This window comes from Leptothoe sp. LEGE 181152 (assembly GCF_032906605.1).
GTDB lineage: Bacteria > Cyanobacteriota > Cyanobacteriia > Phormidesmidales > Phormidesmidaceae > Leptothoe > Leptothoe turfae.
The window spans coordinates 14,134-33,571 of the sequence record NZ_JASATU010000001.1 but is presented as its reverse complement, the minus strand read 5'-3'; the positions used below and the strand labels follow the sequence as shown (position 1 = coordinate 33,571).

At 47.9% G+C, this 19,438-nt stretch carries 13 protein-coding genes; all 13 read left to right on the top strand.

The features are described 5' to 3' along the window. Positions 1–572: 572 nt before the first annotated feature. The 13 genes from QGP82_RS00175 (at position 573) to QGP82_RS00115 (ending at position 19,345) form a co-directional block, all read left to right on the top strand. Entirely contained in the window at positions 573–2,801 is a 2,229-nt protein-coding gene (locus tag QGP82_RS00175; protein WP_499056570.1) for an endo-1,4-beta-xylanase, read from the top strand. 199 nt (positions 2,802–3,000) lie between these two features. Next, positions 3,001–4,404: a multicopper oxidase family protein gene (locus QGP82_RS00170; protein WP_499056568.1), complete on the top strand. Its 1,404-nt coding sequence runs from the start codon at positions 3,001–3,003 to the stop codon at positions 4,402–4,404. 76 nt (positions 4,405–4,480) lie between these two features. Then, positions 4,481–5,302: a tetratricopeptide repeat protein gene (locus tag QGP82_RS00165; protein WP_499056567.1), complete on the top strand. Its 822-nt coding sequence runs from the start codon at positions 4,481–4,483 to the stop codon at positions 5,300–5,302. A gap of 88 nt (positions 5,303–5,390) precedes the next feature. Continuing rightward, complete coding sequence (locus QGP82_RS00160; protein WP_163663194.1) at positions 5,391–5,777, top strand: ArsR/SmtB family transcription factor; 387 nt, start codon at positions 5,391–5,393, stop codon at positions 5,775–5,777. A gap of 105 nt (positions 5,778–5,882) precedes the next feature. After that, positions 5,883–7,802 (top strand): heavy metal translocating P-type ATPase, encoded by a 1,920-nt coding sequence (locus QGP82_RS00155; protein WP_499056718.1) that lies wholly within the window; start codon positions 5,883–5,885, stop codon positions 7,800–7,802. Between the two features lie 94 nt (positions 7,803–7,896). After that, positions 7,897–9,570, top strand: coding sequence for an SLC26/SulP family anion transporter (locus QGP82_RS00150; protein WP_163663188.1), 1,674 nt, complete (start codon positions 7,897–7,899; stop codon positions 9,568–9,570). Between the two features lie 148 nt (positions 9,571–9,718). After that, the gene (locus QGP82_RS00145; protein ID WP_163663185.1) at positions 9,719–10,984 is read left to right on the top strand and encodes a GTP cyclohydrolase II; all 1,266 of its coding nucleotides are present in this window, start codon (positions 9,719–9,721) and stop codon (positions 10,982–10,984) included. Then, entirely contained in the window at positions 10,984–12,234 is a 1,251-nt protein-coding gene (locus QGP82_RS00140; protein ID WP_499056565.1) for a URC4/urg3 family protein, read from the top strand. The genes QGP82_RS00145 and QGP82_RS00140 overlap by 1 nt, the downstream gene beginning before the upstream one ends. 68 nt (positions 12,235–12,302) lie before the next feature. Further along, positions 12,303–12,935, top strand: coding sequence for a uracil phosphoribosyltransferase (gene upp / locus QGP82_RS00135; protein ID WP_163663179.1), 633 nt, complete (start codon positions 12,303–12,305; stop codon positions 12,933–12,935). Between the two features lie 48 nt (positions 12,936–12,983). Continuing rightward, entirely contained in the window at positions 12,984–14,453 is a 1,470-nt protein-coding gene (locus QGP82_RS00130) for a CoA-acylating methylmalonate-semialdehyde dehydrogenase (protein WP_499056564.1), read from the top strand. A 232-nt stretch (positions 14,454–14,685) separates the two neighbouring features. After that, on the top strand, positions 14,686–15,045 hold the full coding sequence (locus tag QGP82_RS00125) for a hypothetical protein (RefSeq protein WP_163663175.1): 360 nt from the start codon (positions 14,686–14,688) through the stop codon (positions 15,043–15,045). Positions 15,046–15,670: 625 nt separating this feature from the next. Continuing rightward, a complete protein-coding gene (locus tag QGP82_RS00120; protein WP_499056562.1) occupies positions 15,671–16,852 on the top strand; it encodes a DUF8692 domain-containing protein in 1,182 nt (393 codons plus the stop codon). A 231-nt stretch (positions 16,853–17,083) separates the two neighbouring features. Beyond that, positions 17,084–19,345 carry a CHAT domain-containing protein gene (locus QGP82_RS00115; protein WP_499056560.1) on the top strand — a complete coding sequence of 754 codons (2,262 nt, stop codon included), beginning with the start codon at positions 17,084–17,086 and terminating at the stop codon, positions 19,343–19,345. Positions 19,346–19,438 lie beyond the last annotated feature (93 nt).

The window sequence follows — 19,438 nt, the reverse complement described above, 5'->3', positions numbered from 1 at the left end:
TTCAAAACATATACCTTGAGCTATTTATTATTTTCAAGAGAAGTGCTTTTAACTCAAGTCCATCCAAGTAATTCAAACATAAACTCTAATATCCGCTAAATTTTACTTTTTTTGATTCCAGAAGCAGTTTTCTGCCCTGTAAACGATCTTCTTCATCAAATACTCACAATCTTTTCATTAGAGGTGGCTGCCATATTGCCCCTATCCGAGATACCTTATGTGAAGTGTGTTCTGATAGTCATACAACAAAGCATTAAAGGTGCTTTGAAAACTTGAATACAAACCTAAATCATTGGCAACATATCGATCTTCATCTTCCAACAACGTGTTACCTCTAACCCGAGGTAAGGGAAGTTTTGCAATGCGCTTCCCTTTAGTTTGAAGTAACTTAGAGCACCTAAACAGGAACTCTCAAAGTTCGTAGTTTCACTAAACATACCCCTGTTGTAGGTAACAATTTTAACGATCAAAATCTTGTGATCGTGAGAAACCTCACGGTCGCAGAGATTGGTGATGTCGTAGTAAACGTTTTTGCTGGCTTCAGAAAATCATGAGATCTAATTCACTTCATTATGAACAACAACGATCGTACGTTACGTTCCGCAGCCAAAAAACAAAATATGGTGATCGGAACTGCTGTTCAAGCTCGTCGCCTGAAAAGTGATAGCCGCTACCGAGAAACTATTGCGAAGGAGTTTAACAGCATCACGGCTGAGTATGAAATGAAGTTCAGGTTCCTACAACCTGAGCGAGGTCGCTTTGACTTTAGTCAGTCTGATGCACTAGTGAACTTTGCTAGCAAAAATAATATGGATTTAAGGGGGCATACCCTCGTTTGGCACAAAGAAATTCCAAAATGGATAGAGAATGGGAACTGGAGCCGCCGAGAGCTGCTGGGTATCCTCGAAAACCACATCAAAACAGTTGTGGGACGGTATAAAGGGGAGATACCTGTATGGGATGTTGTTAATGAGGCTGTTAACGAAGACGGAACACTTCGAAATTCATTCTGGCTCAAGGAGATTGGCCCTGAGTACATTGAACTTGCCTTTAAATGGGCCCATGAGGCTGACCCCAATGCCACACTTATCTACAACGATTATAGAAATTCTGAAGTCAACAGAAAATCTAACGGTATTTATCGGTTGGTATCAGACCTGAAGGCAGACGGTGTACCCATTGATGGTGTTGGCTTCCAGATGCATATGCCAGAGGAAGATCCTCGTAATTTTAAGAGTGTTGCCGACAACATGCGCCGCCTTGGTGCCCTTGGCCTGGAAGTTCAGGTCACAGAAGCTGACGTGCGCATTAGAAAACCAGCTTCTCAGGCAGAAGTACGCAATCAAGCGGCGATCTATGAACAGATTGTTGAAACTTGTTTAGAAGCAGACAATTGTAGTTCAGTGACTCTCTGGGGATTCACGGATCGCTATTCATGGATACCTGGTTTCTTCAAGGGCTTTGGAGATGCCCATATTTTCGATGAAAATTACAAGCCTAAACTTGCTTATGAGGGTCTTTTAGATGGGTTTCAGAGTGACTCATCCCCCAATCAACCACCCGCTAAAGTGGCTCCAACCATTCAAACTCCTTCGGCAGTGACAATCTCTGAAAATGGGACTGCGGTACTCAATATCAATAGTACTGATGATGTAGACAGTGAAGAGGATGGGCTCACCTACCGTCTGAGCGGTGGAGCAGATGCTGCTTTGTTCTCCATCGATAAGAACGGTGTGTTGAACTTTAAGGCAGCACCTGATTTTGAAAAGCCTGGTGATGCTAACGGTGACAACATCTATAAGGTTAAGGTTGCCGTCACTGACTCTGATTCTTTAACTGCAACTCAAAATCTCAGCGTCACAATTAAAGATGTTAACGAATCCAGCGAACCCAATGAACCGGACAATCCGAGCGAACCCAGCAAAGTGGCTCCAACCATCAAAACATCTTCTTCAGTAACCATTGCTGAGAATAAAACTGCGGTACTCAATATCAATAGTACTGATGATGTAGACAGTGAGGGAGATGGGCTCACCTACCGTCTGAGCGGTGGAGCAGATGCTGCTTTGTTCTCCATTGATAAGAACGGTGTGTTGAATTTTAAGGCAGCACCTGATTTTGAAAAGCCTGGTGATGCTAACGGTGACAACATCTATAAGGTTAAGGTTACCGTCACTGACTCTGATGCCTTAACTGCAACTCAAAATCTCAGCGTGACCGTATCTGATATCGCGGATACACCCTCAAATCCTGATACACCTGATCCTGGTAACCCCGGTGGTGGTAACAGTACCCTTCTTGATCTGGGTAATGGCAACAACAAAATTAAGCTCAGACGTGGCAACCATACCATTCTCGCTGGGGCAGGCCATGACAAAATTGGTCTAGGCACAGGGATCGATACTGTTGATGCGGGTGATGGCAATAACTTTATTTACATGACCAAGCATAATGGGAGGTCCGATGGGTCTAAAGACATTCTCACGGGTTCAGGCGATGACCGGGTGAAAGCAGGGTCCGGTGACGACCGCCTGAACTTGGGTACGGCTAAAAAATACGATATTGCCTTTGGTCGAGGCGGCAGCGACACATTTGTGTTGAACGAAGGTCGCGGTTATTTGATCATCCGAGACTTTGAACAAGGTATCGATAAGATCGAAATCGGTAGCCTGAGCTTTGATGATCTGAACCAGTCGACTAGAAATGGTAAAACCTGGCTGTCGGCAGGTAATGATACCTTGGCTAGCCTAACCTCTTTCACAGGAAGTTTGACAGCTGAAGATTTCACGACTGTAGGCTAGAAATTTAGTCTCTATCAGCTTTTGGAGAATCTTTCTGTTTCAAAGAGAGCTGATTAAAGTTCACACAGTGGCCTGAAGCTATGAGACTTCAGGCCACTGCACAGTGCACTTATATTTCAAACGCAACGGTATTGTGAATAGATGCTACCATTTGGCTTCGATATCTAAATGGCAATTTGTGTCTATTGGACTGAGTTGTATGTATCGCCGTCAATTTCTTAGCTGTATGGCCATTGCCGCTAGCGCGCCATTGTTTTCGCAATGTGCCCGTGCTCCACGTCGTGTCACGAGTCAGGATGGGGTGTTAGAGCTATCGTTAACAGCCCAAGCTCAAACACAGGTCATCGCAGATGAGCGTACCCATTTATTGGCCTACAATGGTCAACTGCCTGGCCCTATGATTGAAGTACGGGCTGGGGATACGGTGCGTTTGACCTTAGTCAACCAGCTAGATAGACCCACCAATCTCCATTATCACGGCCTACACATCTCACCTGAGATTGATAATGTGTTTCGAGAGGTGGCCCCTGGTGAGCGCTACACCTATGAATTTCAAATCCCATCTAACCATCCGGCTGTTACAGCTTGGTATCATCCTCACTACCATCTGGATGTGGCGCGACAAGTATTTGGCGGCTTAGCAGGTCCGTTGATTGTTCGCGGAGACCTGGATGAGGTTCCTGAGCTACAGCAGGCGGATGAGACTGTGCTGGTACTACAGGATTTTGAGCCTACACTGCAGCCATTGGAACTCCATGCTCTGGGCAAAAAGTGGGGGCGTGAGGGTTCATGGTTGTTAGCCAATGGTCAGCATAATCCTACGGTGACCATACCTCAAAATGGATTGCTGCGACTACGGTTGATCAATGCGTCAGCCTCTCGGATTTATCAGCTGCAACTGCAAAATCATCCCTGGTTTTTGATCGCGACGGATCGAGGCGCGATCGCAACTCCCACCGCAATTGAGATCCTACGACTCTCCCCCGGTGAACGTGCCGAACTCCTCATACCGGGTCAACAAGAACCCGGAGACTATCAGCTCATTAGCCTCCCTGATGATCGCGGTATTGGCGCTGTGGTGGAGGCACTGGGGGACTCTGTTGAATACATGCCAGGTGTGGTTCAGCCTACCCAAACCACTCTTGCCACCCTGCGTTATCAGCCCAGCGACTACGCTGAGCCGCTACCGCTACCTCAGAACTTAATTCCCGTTGAGGCCTTGTCTACACCGGTTACCACACGAGAATTTGTGTTGAACCATGGGATCGGTGATAGCTCCAGTGGTTTTATTATCAATAACAAATCCTTCGATATGAGTCGGGTGGATACCCAGGTTCGTCTAAATCAGATAGAAGATTGGAAACTTATTAACCAGGCCAGTATTGATCATCCGTTTCATTTACACACTAACCGTTTTCAGGTGATTGAACGCGATGGCCAGCCTGAACCGCTGCTCGCGTGGAAAGATACCGTGAGTCTTCAAGGGTATGAGACAGTTGTTATCCGTGTTCGGTTTGAAGACTTTGTGGGGCGCACAGTCTATCACTGCCATATTCTGGATCATGAAGATCAGGGCATGATGGGCATTGTGGAAATCTCCTAAATAGAAAAATCTACCCTACCCTGAAAAAGAGCAATTATTTGCTAAGGATAGTACACCGCAGTTGGGATCGTTGGCCATGGTAAATCACAGACGTTTTGCAGTTATTTTAGGGACAACCTTAGCGGTAACATCAGTCTATCAAGGCCTGGCGATGCAGCCCGCTCACGCAGTGCAGCCTGTTCACGCAGTGCCGCTGCTGGCAACAACTAATGCTGACGAATTGTTGGAACGGGGTCAGCAACAGGCGGAGCAAGGACAGTTAGCGGCTGCGATCGCAACCTATACCCAACTGATTGAAACCGACGCTGATAATGCTGAAGCCTATCTGCAACGGGGCATTGCTTACCATGATGTCGGCGACATTAACCAGGCCATTGATGATTTTTCAGCAGCTCTGCGACTCCGTAGCAATCACCCAGAAACCTTCTACCATCGAGGTGAAGCCTATCTGCATACGTCCAATGTGAATGCAGCCATTGCGGACTTGACCCAGGCCATTGAGCTAGACCCAGAGTTTACCCAAGCCTATATGGATCGCGGTACGGTTTTAGCTGAACTTGGACAGTTTTCCCTCGCCCTGACTGATTTCCAGCAAGCGGTTGCCCTGGAGCCGGATAATGCTGATGCCTATTACAATCGCGCCCAGGTTTACATTGGCCTCAGGGATGCACAGACAGCCCTGGCTGATTTTGATACGGCCATCCGTTTAGATCCTGAGCTGGCAGAAGCCTATGGTACCCGTGGTTTGTTAAACCACCACCTTGGTAACTCTCAACAGGCCATGGCCGATCTACAACAGGCGGCGACTCTATTTCAAAATCGGGGAGACCAGGAAAGCTATCAGAGGACTCTGGGTTTCATGGATCAGGTGCAGCGGCAGATGGACGCCCAACCTTAGCCAAGTAAACCAAGAATAGTTGAACAGGCTTTCAGGTGGTAATGATTCTCAGTATCATAGCAGTATGATGCTGAGGGTTACCCTTTACATGCCTGCTTCAAGTCGAAAAAATAACGGAACGACAGCTGATGCTCCTGGCTGTGACCAGTCTCTTGTGCATTTAGAGAGTGTGCGTCAGGTGCAGCCGGAGGTGCTGGCAACGGAAAAGGCCCAGCGGATGGCAGAGTTTTTTACTGTGTTGTCCGATCCCCATCGCTTAAAACTGCTGTCAGCTCTGGCTCAGCAGGAGCTATGTGTGTGTGATTTAGCGGCAACGGTGAAAATGGGGGAATCGGCAGTCTCTCATCAGCTGCGAGTGTTAAAGTCTCATCGGTTGGTTAAGTATCGTCGCCAGGGACGTAATGTTTTTTATAGTTTGGCGGATGGACATGTTACCGCGCTTTATCAGGAAGTTGCTGACCATTTAGATGAGTAACGGGGGGAGATAGACGTTAGAGGCCAGAGGCCAGGCGTCAGATTTATTTTTATTGTGTAATATATGAATATTCGTTCAGATATTCAGGGTTCTTGGGTGACTACTATGGCGGGATCTCATTCCCATGGGTGTTGTGGCCATGGCCACGATCATGATTTAAAGGAGTTCAATGTGCGTCAGGCATTGATGCCTATTGTGGCTGCGGCCATTCTTTTTTTGATTGGTTTTGTTTTTTATCAGCCACTTCACAATACGCCATTTGCGATCGCAGAATATGCGGTGCTGCTGCCAGCTTATTTCATCAGTGGTAGGCAGGTGCTGACTACGGCAGGGCGCAATATTCTCAAAGGGCGGGTTTTTGATGAGAACTTTTTAATGGCGATTGCGACATTGGGTGCGATCGCCATCCATGAGGTGCCAGAAGCGGTAGCGGTGATGCTATTCTTCCAGGTGGGGGAGCTGTTTCAGGATTATTCTGTGGGGCGCTCCCGCCGCTCAATCAAGGCTCTACTAGAAGTGCGGCCAGACATCGCTAATCTCAAGGTTGATGGTGTTATTCGTGCCGTTTCCCCTGAGATTGTTAATGTGGGCGACATTATTGTCGTACGTCCTGGCGAGAAAGTGCCGTTGGATGGAGATGTCTTAGGGGGTACATCTCTAGTGGATACCTCGGCCCTGACTGGAGAGTCCGTGCCCCGAACCATTACGGTTGGTCAACCAGTTTTGGGGGGCATGATGAACCAGTCTGGTGTTTTGACGGTGAAGGTGACAAAACGCTTTGGGGAGTCATCGATCGCTAAAATTTTGGACCTGGTGGAAAATGCCAGTAGTAAAAAGGCGGATACTGAAAAGTTTATTACCCGCTTTGCCCGCTATTACACCCCTGCGGTAGTGTTTCTGTCGTTGGCCGTGGCGATCCTGCCACCTCTGTTTATGGCAGGGGCAACCCAGGCGGTTTGGACCTATCGCGCCCTGGTGTTGCTGGTGATCTCTTGTCCCTGTGGTCTAGTGATCAGTATTCCGTTAGGGTACTTTGGAGGTGTGGGTGGAGCTGCTAAACGCGGCATTTTGGTAAAGGGCTCAAAGTTTCTGGATGCCCTGGCCCAGGTAAAGACAGTTGTTTTTGATAAAACGGGTACCCTGACCCAGGGAAATTTTCGGGTGACTGATGTGGTTACCCATAATGGTTGGAGTAAGCAGCAGTTACTAGAACTGGCTGCCCAGGCGGAATCTCAATCCAATCATCCGGTGGCACAATCCATTCGACAGGCCTATGGTCAATCGATTGATGTTACCGATATTCAAGACTATGAAGAAATCTCGGGCCATGGTATTCGTGCCAAGGTGAAAGGCAGTACGATATTAGCGGGTAACGATCGCCTGCTGCATCGAGAACAGATTGCCCATGATGTTTGTGTTGTTGATGGGACTGTGGCCCATGTGGCCGTCGATGGTGAGTACAGTGGACGCATCATAATTGCGGATGAGCTGAAGGAGGATGCCGTTGAAGCAATTCGGTTGCTCCATTGCCAAGGGTTAGAAACGGCCATGCTGACAGGGGACAGTCAATCTGTTGCCGATAGCATTGCTCACACGCTAGGTCTGGATCAATATCACGCAAAGCTGTTGCCTGAAGATAAGGTGGATGCCCTAGAAGAGTTTTTACATCGTGCAAATCAGACAAAAGGCAAAGTGGCTTTTGTGGGCGATGGCATTAACGATGCCCCCGTGATTGCTAGAGCTGATGTGGGCATGGCCATGGGCGGTCTAGGTTCCGATGCTGCCATTGAAACCGCCGATGTCGTGATCATGACCGACGCCCCCTCGAAGGTGGCGGAGGCCATTCAAATTGCTCAAAAAACCCTGCGGATTGTTTGGCAAAACATCACGTTAGCAATGGTGATAAAACTTTTCTTTATTGCCCTCGGAGCCATGGGGGTGGCCACCCTGTGGGAAGCAGTATTCGCCGATGTTGGAGTGGCCCTGCTCGCTATCTTAAATGCTGGACGAGTGTTGAAAAGTTAAATTTTTAACCACCAGCAGCCACCATGGCCACCATGATGGGAATTATGGAAATTTCCTAGGATAGAGACATCTACCAGTACACGTGAAATGAACTATGGAGATGCCATTGGGCCTCAAGCAATTGTTGTCTTATCAGTCAGCCTGGTTAAGGGGAGATATATTGGCTGGGCTAACGGTGGCGGCCTATTTAATTCCCCAATGTATGGCCTATGGTGAATTGGCTGGAGTTCAACCTGTGGCTGGGCTATGGGCGATTCTGCCTGCCATGGTGATTTACACCTTGTTGGGGTCATCGCCACAGTTATCGGTCGGCCCAGAATCCACAACCGCTGTGATGACAGCGGTTGCCATTGCTCCTTTGGCAACGCCCGGCGGTAGCGACTATGCTATCCTGGCCGCTTTACTAGCCCTGCTAGTGGGGGGGATATATATTCTGGGCTATCTGACACGACTGGGGTTTCTTGCTGATTTACTGTCTAAACCTATTTTGATTGGCTATATGGCCGGTGTGGCCGTGATTATGATGGCGGGGCAGCTGAGCAAAGTGAGCGGTGTTCCCACTGATGCAGACACTGTTTTGGGAGAGATTCAGGCGTTTGTCACCCATCTCAGTCAGTACCATGGTCCCACATTGATTTTGTCCCTTGCCGTTTTAGTCTTTTTATTTGTTGTGCAGGCGCGATGGCCCAATGCACCAGGGCCCTTATTGGCGGTGTTGCTAGCAACAGTGGCTGTGAATGTATTGCGGCTTGACCAGCTTGGGGTGGCTGTAGTGGGCAATATTCCAGCGGGGTTGCCCCAGCTAAACATTCCCAACCTGTCGATGAATGAGGTGACACCCCTAATGGCGGCAGCTATCGGTATTGCTGTGGTCGGCTATTCCGACAATGTGCTCACTGCCCGGGCCTTTGCCACCCGTAATGGCTATAAAATTGACGCTAACCAAGAACTACTTGCCTTAGGAGCTGTCAATATTGGAGCCGGTCTCATGCAGGGATTTCCCATTAGCAGCAGCGGCAGTCGCACCGTGCTGGGCAATGCTCTTGGTAACAAAACCCAGCTCTTTTCCCTGGTGGCGATGGTGACCGTGGTTGGGGTGTTGTTATTTATGCGACCAGTGTTGTCGCTATTTCCCCAGGCCGCCCTCGGGGCCTTGGTGATTTATGCGGCTACTCGACTCATTGAGATGTCAGAATTTGTTAGACTGCTGCGCTTTAGGAGCACTGAATTTGCCCTGGCTGTAATTACCACCCTGGGGGTGCTGGCAACGGATCTGTTGGTGGGAATTGCGATCGCAATCAGTCTTTCTGTCGTTGATCTTTTTGCCCGTGTCGCCCGACCCCATGATGCTGTTTTGGGTCAAGTGCTGGGCCTGGCAGGCTGGCATGACATTGACGATTGGGACGATGCGACAACGATTCCAGGATTGGTCATCTATCGTTATGATGCCCCCATTTGTTTTGCCAATGTTGAGAATTTTAAACGACGAGCGATGGCGGCGATTGAAGCTGAACAAGAACGGGTGGAGTGGTTTGTGCTGAATACAGAAGCCATTGCCGAAATCGATATCACTGCCGCCGATATGCTGGTAGAGCTTCACCAAGAGTTATGTAACCAGGGGATTGTCTTTGCCCTGGCGCGGGTAAAACAAGATTTGTATAGTCAGCTCAAACGTTCTGGACTGCGAGATCTCATTGGTAATGAACGCATCTACCCGACGCTCAAAACAGCGATTCGTGGGTTTGAAGACCGATATCGATTTAAATAAGAGATTTAAGCATAAACCGAGCCAACTATTTATAAATCTCTATTCTTGAAACCAAACGTTACTCCATTGTTAGACTGATACTTCAATTACAGTCCCATTTACCGAAAAATAGGATAATTTTAGGATTCGTTGACAAACGGGTTCTACCATGGCAACAGTACAGCCTCCTCGGCACAAGCATATTGTTCTAACGTCTCATCCTGGCAATTTTGGCCAAGATTCCATCGAGATTAAATGGGGTGAGGCAGACCCAAATGAGCGCGGTCCCATCATTGCCACCCTGGGCAACCGCGCCCATCGAAATGTGATTGGCACCCATTCCGGTGGCTATGCCGTATATCGAGCATTAGCCGTTGCCAGTGGTAGTTTAGAGCGGGATCACCGTGCTGATTTAACCAATACGGCCCCAACAGTGTCCATTGGTCCCCATGCCAGTTGGACCGTGCCGGACAAAATTATTTCCCTCGATCCGTTTGGTGCATTGGATCAGGAGCTGTTTTCGGACCTCAGAGCAGAAGGCTACGACATTCGCCCATCCATTGCCATTACGAAGGCCCACATCAATATTCCAGAACTGCAAGAGGCCGTTAACCAGGGCCGTATTCACGTTGATGGCAAAATTCTGAAAGACGGTGGTGAGCTACTGGTTACGAAGGCGGCCATCGAACCGGCGTGGCATCTACCAGGCATTGCTAAGCGGTTTAGCGTGAAGGAAAGTGACCTGCGTCGCACCCTATTTGAGCAGACCGGTGGTATGTTTCCAGAGCTGGTGACCCGCCCGGACCTGCAGGTATTCTTACCCCCCATTGGCGGACACACGGTTTACATTCTGGGCGATCTTGAGGCCATTACTGATCCAGACCGTCCCTTAGCTGTGCGCATCCATGACGAGTGCAATGGTTCAGACGTTTTTGGCTCAGATATTTGCACCTGCCGTCCCTACCTGGTGCATGGCATTGAGGTAGCCCTCGAAACAGCCCAAGCTGGGGGAGCTGGTGTGATTATCTATGCCCGTAAAGAAGGTCGGGCCCTGGGTGAAGTGACCAAGTTTCTGGTTTACAACGCCCGCAAGCGTCAGGAAGGCGGCGATCGTGCGGATACGTACTTCACCCGTACCGAATGTGTGGCTGGGGTGCAGGATATGCGTTTTCAAGAACTGATGCCCGATGTGATGCATTGGCTGGGTATTACCCGGATTGATCAGTTTGTCTCCATGAGCAACCTTAAATACGACGCGGTTACCCAATCTGGAATTGAAATTGTCGAACGCATTTCCATTCCGGAAGGCCTGATTCCAGCCGATGCCCAAGTGGAAATGAAAGCGAAAAAAGCAGCTGGATACTACACCGAGGGTGACGTGCCTGATGAGACCGTTCTCACTCAAACCATTGGTCGCCAGTATGAGGATGCCTAATGACCCCTGAAGAACAGGCGGCAATTGCCTATTTGAGAAAGCCCCAGGCAATTCGCGATCGCACCCACCAACTATTTGATCTTTGCCAGGCCGATCAGCTTGACCATTTCGCTTGCGATCTCTCCAAGTTAGGAGTCGTAGCGCAGTATGTTGTCGAGACGACCCAGCAGCTATACCCTGATTTTGACGTACCGTTTCACAGCCGCTGGCGTCACTTTGGTCCACGGCTGAGCCCGTTACTAGTTCCCCGCCCCGCCCCAGGGGAACTGCCGCCTCAAACGGCACCAACAGCCAAGATAGAGGCCGCTAGATCACAGCTAGACCTGGCCATTATTAGCGTGCTTCTAGATGCCGGTGCGGGCAGTCAGTGGCAGTATCAGGATTTTGCGACAAATCAAACCTTAGGACGTTCAGAAGGGTTAGCGGTTGCCAGCCTGCGTGCATTTGAGCAGGGATTTTTCTCCACTGAGCCAACGCTGCTAAATCAGGTAGATGCAGCAGCGTTGCAGTATCTAACGGAAGCAGATTTAGCCCAGGCTTTTCAGGTGAGCGAAGAGAACCCTTTGGTGGGGCTGCCCGGTCGACTGAGGTTGCTGCAACAATTAGGCGCTGCTTTGGCAACTCAACCGGAGCGGTTTGGGGCCAACCCAGCTAGGCCTGGCAATTTACTAAACTATTTGACTGAGCGCTATGGTCAAACTCTCGACGCGGGTATTTTGCTCACTGAAGTGATCGAAAGCTTTGGCTCAATTTGGCCCGGTCGAGTCGCTTTGGCAGATACCAACTTGGGGGATGTGTGGTCTCACCCCGCATTTACTGACCAAGGTCCTGGAACAACCTTGGTGCCGTTTCATAAGCTCTCCCAGTGGTTGACCTATTCTTTAGTAGAGCCGTTAACCGCAGCAGGGATAACCATCAGCAACTTAGATGCACTGACGGGGTTAGCCGAGTATCGCAATGGTGGTCTGTGTGTAGATTTAGGGCTACTGGTGCCTAAACATTCTGAGGTTATGGGTCAACCCCACCTGCCGGGCTCACCCGTTGTGGTTGAATGGCGAGCTTTAACGGTGGTGATGCTGGACAAGATTGGTGACTGTGTTCGCCAGTTGCTTAACAAATCTTCTGAAGAATTGCCGTTAATCAAAGTGCTAGAGGGTGGCACCTGGGCCGCTGGACGACGTATTGCCAAACAACTACGACCGACAGGTGTGCCGCCCATTGCAATTCAAAGCGATGGCACTGTCTTTTAGGGGTATTCTTAATTCTTCTCAGGGTGGTCCCTGTCCACCCTCCGTTGTGGCTTCTATGGGATTACCTAATGGAAAAATTGGTAACGCAAATTGAACATCCCCTGATTCAGCATAAACTGACTCTGATGCGTCAGAAAGATACGAGTACGGCTAAGTTTCGACAGTTGTTAGAAGAGATTAGTCTGTTGTTGGCCTACGAGGTAACCCGTGGGCTGCCCCTGGAGCAGGTGCCCATCGAAACACCCTTTGCCACCATGAAAGCCCCCATGCTGACGGGTAAGAAACTGGTGTTAATTTCCATCATGCGGGCTGGCCAGGGAATTTTAGACGGGATGCTCAAGCTTATTCCCTCGGCACGGGTGGGCCACATTGGTCTCTATCGCGACCCTAGAATGCTGATGCCAGTGGAATATTACTTTAAGGTGCCCAGGGATGTCAGTGAGCGGGATATGCTGATTGTTGACCCCATGATTGCGACGGGTAATACTGCGATCGCAGCCGTCCACCGCCTCAAAGAAACCCAACCTCAGTCCATCAAGTTTGTCTGTCTTCTCGCCGCACCAGAGGGCATCAAAAGCTTCCATGAGGAACATCCCGACGTGCCCATTTTCACCGCCGCCATTGACGACAAACTTGATGAGCATGGTTACATCCTGCCAGGCCTAGGAGATGCTGGAGATCGAATGTTTGGGACTCAGTAAACGGTGTCAGAGAACGATTCACATTTAAAGTTCTAGGGTTTAGCTTCCATGAAACAACTGAAAAATTACATTGCCGGTACCTGGCAACAATCTAAAACCACTGACTACCTTGAGGTGATCAACCCTGCCACCAATGTTCTCCTTGCAGAGGTCCCTCTATCCCTGGCTAATGAACTCGACCAGGCTGCAACAGCTGCCAGCGAAGCTTTTTCCTCCTGGCGACGCATTCCACCCACCTCACGAATTCAGTATCTGTTTAAACTCAAAACTCTTTTAGAAGAACACCGCGAAGATCTTGCCAAAACTATCACAGAAGAATGTGGCAAAACCCTCAAAGAATCCCAGGGAGAACTACAGCGAGCCATTGAAAATGTTGAAGTGGCCTGTGGTATCCCCACCCTCATGCAGGGCTACAACTCAGAAGATATTGCCCGTGGCATTGACGAGAGTATGATTCGTCAGCCCCTGGGTGTGGTGGGTGTCATCGCCCCGTTTAATTTTCCAGCCATGATTCCATTTTGGTTTTTTCCCTATGCCATTGCCTGCGGTAACACCTGCATCATTAAACCCTCTGAAAAGGTGCCCCAGACCATGGAAAAAATCATGGACCTGGTTGACCAGACAGGATTACCAGCAGGGGTGATGAATGTGGTCAATGGTAGTAAGACGGTGGTGGATGCTCTGTTAGACCACCCCACAGTCAAGGCCATTAGCTTTGTGGGATCGAGTCCCGTAGCCAAGTATATCTATCGCCGAGCAGCGGAGAACGGCAAGCGGGTACAGTGCCAGGGTGGGGCAAAAAATCCGGTGGTGATTTTGCCCGATGCCGATTTAGAAATGACGACGCGGATTGTGGCAGATAGTGCCTTTGGCTGTGCGGGACAGCGGTGTTTGGCGGCATCCTTGGCGATTACTGTGGGTTCGGTAAAAGCTGATTTTACGGATGCCATTGTTGAGGCAGCCCAGCAGCGTGTAGTAGGCAATGGCCTGGATGATGGCGTGCAGATGGGGGCGGTCATCAATCAGGGCAGTTGCGATCGCATTCAATCCCTAACCCAAACAGGCATTGATGAAGGCGGTAAACTCCTAGTTGATGGTCGTAATCCAAAAATTCCTGGCTACGAGGAGGGCAGCTTTGTTCGCCCCACTCTGCTGCAAGATATTCCCCTGCAAGGTGAAGTTGCTACCACGGAGATTTTTGGTCCAGTGCTAGGCATGCTCCATGCCGATACCCTGGATGATGCCATTGCCTTAGTAAACCAAAGCCGCTGGGGCAACATGGCCTGTCTGTTTACCAACTCCGGGGCAGCGGCTCGTAAGTTTCGCTATGAGGCAGAGGCCGGCAACGTTGGCATCAACATCGGTGTGGCTGCACCCATGGCATTTTTTCCATTCAGTGGCTGGAAAGAGAGTTTCTACGGAGATCTCCATGGCCAGAGTCAACATGCTGTAGAGTTCTTCACCCAAACAAAAGTTGTTGTTGAACGCTGGCCTAAAGAATGGTCACGTCAGTTTTAACAGCCTATTTTCTGAGGATAGCCATCATAGGAAATCCTGGTTGATAGTGTCCCGAATCGAAGGGCATTCACAAAGGATTCCCCTACAGAATTGCCCATTGAGCTCTTGACTCCTCACTGGGGCAAGATCCCTCGATTTAAGTTAATCTCTGATGGTGTAAACGGAGGGTTTAAATCAGATTTTAAGCTTTGTGTTGTCTAATTTTCGATAGTGTACCTTCGCTAAATATCTAATGGATCCTAATCAAGATACAGGCGCAAATCAGGCAGATATTAACGATACCCTCAATAGCATCTTGAGCCAGGCCATGAGTCTCAAGCAAGATATCGACGAAAATCAGCCAGATGATAATGCGACTACCATCAACAATATCTTGCTACGTACAGCCTATGAACAAATTCCGGCTAAAACGGCTGATGCGATTCCAGGGCTGGAGATATTTGAAGACAACGATAATCCGGGTAGCTGGTTTTGGGAATGGGAGTGGGGTGAATGTCAGGATGGCCCCCATGAAAATGAGCTAGAAGCGTTGATTTCGTTTGCCCGATTTTCTGCTGAGCTGGCAACTGAGTTAGGGGATGATGACGAATAAGGAAGAAACTAAAACCACAGCTAAAGTAGCAAACCTTGGTTGTTTAATTTCTTAACAATACTCCAGTGGAGTGTTAACTAACATTGCGCTGGAGTAGGGATATGTTCGCCGTTTCTGAAGCCCTTAATGAGCACATCAGTGAGTATCACCGTTGGAGGAAGGCGGACATTACTGAAGTGTTCAACCCAGTCAATGAGTAGAGCCATACAGATGTTGTAGTACTGACAAACTTGAAGCATACATAACCCTTGAGCCATCTATGTCAGCAGCTGTTGTTCAAAGTGAATACACAGCTGTAGTAGGTCTGGATATCTAAGGTTAAGAAAAGTTTAAAGCAACTTTATATAAACATTAAATTGAGGTTAAAAGATGAATGCTAACCTCTGTTCAAAAGGGTATATTTTCTGCAAGGTTTAAAGCTTTGCGAGTCAATGGGCAAGAATCAAGAAAAAAGTGCATAGCTGAGAACTAACAGCTTTTCCATAAAAGAACAATTTTTAAAAGGGTTAATGGCTCAAGTCTTTTGACGTTAGTGAGCATGTTGAGCCTGCCAGAGTTACTTGCTTTATGTTTTATGAGCCAAGGCTAATTCTCGATAGAAATCACCTCAACATAAATAACTAAGATGACAATATCAGCGATTCAAAAGAAACCAATAAATTGGTGGGTATGGGTATTAGGTGTTGATTTTCTCCTGATCTTAAACACAGGGATATACAAGTATTTGCCTGATTTCTCAGCAAGAGGCTACTTAGGCCATTTCTTGTTGTGGGGAGAAAACAACCTAGCAGTCTGGTGGAGCAGTATTAATTTATTTGTTGTAGGATGCCTGGCCTATGAAGTTTCTTGCCATCTAAGGGTAAAAACCCGTAGTGCCTGGTGGGTTTTGGCAATTTTATTCATTGCTCTATCTGCAGATGAATTAGGCTCTTTTCATGAAAGGGTGGGAGGTTGGTTTAATCTCCTGCCGTATGCCATTGCCGCGGTTGCTTTGTTGACCTATGCCTTAATACTACTTTTTCGAGAGAAGCAATCTCGTTTTTCGGCAACTTGCATTTTGCTGGGCTTTACAATATTCGGGTTAGTTGCTGTTCAGGAATACTTTGAGCATGCCCTTGAATGGCCTTACTGGCTATCAGGTATCAGAGTAGCTATGGAAGAAGGCTCTGAACTTGTCGGTATGTTTTTATGCCTTCTTGCCCTTGTTCGTCAACGTCAAAATTATCTTTCGTCCTCATCACTTATGGTCGTTGTCCCTAATCCATGGCGAATGAAATTTTTATCTTTTATTTTGCTGGCTGGAACAGCTTTTCATTTTGTTATCAGTCTATATGTTGTTTCTGCTTTAACGGCTTCAGATTTTATTTTTAGAGGGAATCCAGCGATATACTATCCATCAATGGTTGCATTTCTTTTGTTCTGCGCCTTAATTTGGTGCTATCTAGAGCCAATATCTGACAGGCATTTACCATGGCTTATGCTGTCTATATACTTCCTGATTTGCTCAATGCTGATTATAGATCCTATTAATTGGTTCGGCATTAGTACTCAGTTTTATTTGCTTTATTTTGTCCAAATTGTTGTCATTGGATTAGGGGTATTTTATGCTGATCGCAATGTAAAAACAGTAAACTATAATTTTTTACGGCCTTTATCTATTCTTGTAGGCTTAAGTTTAATTGGTGTTATGGTTAGAGGTATCTTTATACAGCATCTATTATCTGGCTTTCTTTATTACGGATTATATGAGTCTCTAGCAGCGAAGAAGTTGGGGGCTCATCAAAGAGCAGATTTTGGCCACTCTTAACCGTCAGAGCTAGTTTAATCTGTATGCGATTAAATTGCATCACATTGGATGTGGTTTCAGACCATAACCAAGATAGCAAACCCTAGTTAGTGTTGACCCCTTTTGAGAGCTGGGCACCTTAGCATGGAGGCCGCTGTACGCAGCAATCCATCCTAGGGTGACATGATACATTTAGGCAGATACACAGCAATAGGACCTACTACGTGCCTGGTCATCCTATTGCTGAGAATAGTGCAGCCTAATGCTGTAAGCGCACAAGGTATTACCCCTGCAACCGATGGCACAGGCACCACTGTCACCCCCAATGGCCAATCTTTTGATATTGAATCAGGTAGTCTATCTGTAGATGGCAGTAATTTGTTCCATAGTTTTCAGACGTTTCAGCTGGCCAGTGAAAATACGGCTAACTTTCTAACCAACCCGTCAGTTCAGAGAATTTTTGCGCGGGTGAGTGGAGGTAACACAGCTTTTATTAACGGCAAATTAAAAATTTCAGGAAGCCAAGCAGATCTCTTTTTGCTCAACCCTGCTGGAATTATCTTTGGCCCTGATGCTACCTTAAATTTACCGGCAAGCCTGACGGCAACAACTGCAAACCATATCGAATTTAATCATGGCCGGTTTAATGCCACAGGCATTCATAGCTACGGTACATTGATCGGTAATCCTACTGCATTTGCCTTTGGTCCATCAGGCACGATTCACAACCAGGGAGATTTAACCCTATTACCTGGACAATCACTTACCCTGTTGGCAGGCACCGTTATTAAAACTGGCACTCTCACCGCCGACAATATTCAAATCCAAGAAATCTCTGAAGGACAGATAATTCAAGTCAGCCAGGCAGGTTCTCTCCTAAGTCTGGAGCTTTCTGGAGAAGCATTTCAGGACAACTCGGTTAACGGTAGCCTGACAATGCTACCAAACCTTTTGACAAGTGGTAGGGCGGAGCATGCGGGTCAAATTATTACCAACACTGATGGCCAGATTCTCTTAACTGATTCATCTCTGCCCACAGCCTTACCAGGGCACGCTTTAAACCCTACTAATTTATTCGCGCATCACCCCTCAGAATCATCGTCCTTATCTGCCAATCTAGGTGACTCTTCTCCCCATGGCGACATTTATAATCGAGAAGCCCCATCCCATCAATCAACTACCACCGCCAAACCTGGTGAGAATCACCGGGCACCCTCTCAATCGAGGATCGCTACACATCATTTTCATCGCACTGTATTAAATACCGCCAACGCCAGCGCAGCACTAGCCGATGTGGAAGACCAGCGTACTCAAGACTTCTCCAACTATTTTGGTCGTGATCTACAAGCTGAACAACTAACACTACCGGAAATTCAACATCTGTTAACCCAGATCCATGGGGAAACGGGGCATCAATCAGTGGTTGTCTATATTAAGACGCCAAAACTCGCGATAGATATTGCCAAGCAAACCTCCACAAAGCTAGAACTCCTGATTTTTAAATCTGTTGGGGAGCCGATTAATTTAGAGATTTCTAATGTCAGTCAAGAAGAACTCTTCACAACAGTTGAACAGTTTCGACGTGCTTTAATTGCTTCAGCAAGAACGGGATCTAAACGGTATTTACCATCGGCGCAAAAACTTTATAAATGGTTGATTCAACCGATTGAAGATGAGTTGGGTTCCGAGCAAATCGATACTATTCTATTTTCTATGGACTCGGGCCTGCGGAGTTTACCCATTGCGGCTCTGCACAATGGCCAGCAGTTTTTGATTGAAAAATATAGTTTAGGCATGGTGCCATCCCTGGGGCTAATGCGCTCCAATTATCAACCCTTGGGCAAAGCTCAGGTATTAGCCATGGGAGCAAGCTTATTTCAAGAATTACAGCCTCTCCCTGCTGTCCCTGCGGAATTAGAAAATATTGAACAGCTATGGCCAAGTCGAGGCTTTCTCAATGAAACGTTCACCCGTAAAAATCTTATCGATCAGCAGCAGCAAACGCCTGCCCAAATTATTCATTTAGCCACCCATGCTGAGTTCAACGCTGGGAATGCTGACCAATCGTATATTCAGCTTTGGGATGAACAGCTTCATTTAAGCGACATCCACACCCTGGGTTGGGATCAACCAACGGTCGATTTACTTGTTCTCTCCGCCTGTCGTACCGCCCTGGGGGATGCCAATGCTGAGATGGGATTTGCTGGTTTAGCTGTGGCAGCAGGGGTAAATTCAGCCCTGGCCAGCCTTTGGACAGTGAGTGATGTGGGGACCCTCGCATTAATGAATGAGTTTTATCATCAGCTACAGCAAACCTCAATAAAGTCAGAAGCCTTACGCGCAAGTCAGTTAGCCATGCTTAAGGCTGACATTCGGATCGAGTCGGGCCAGTTACTCAGTGAGGCATCTCGCAGTGTCGTGCCTCTACCTGCCGAACTGAGTCAGTTAGAACATATTGATTTTTCTCACCCCTACTATTGGTCCGGCTTCACGATGATTGGCAGTCCTTGGTAAGCAAAAGCATACACAGAAAGGAGTCTGCATCTTTTTAATTATTGTGGCTTAAATATGACCTTCAGCCCCACCCCCAGCGTATTGTCCGGGGCG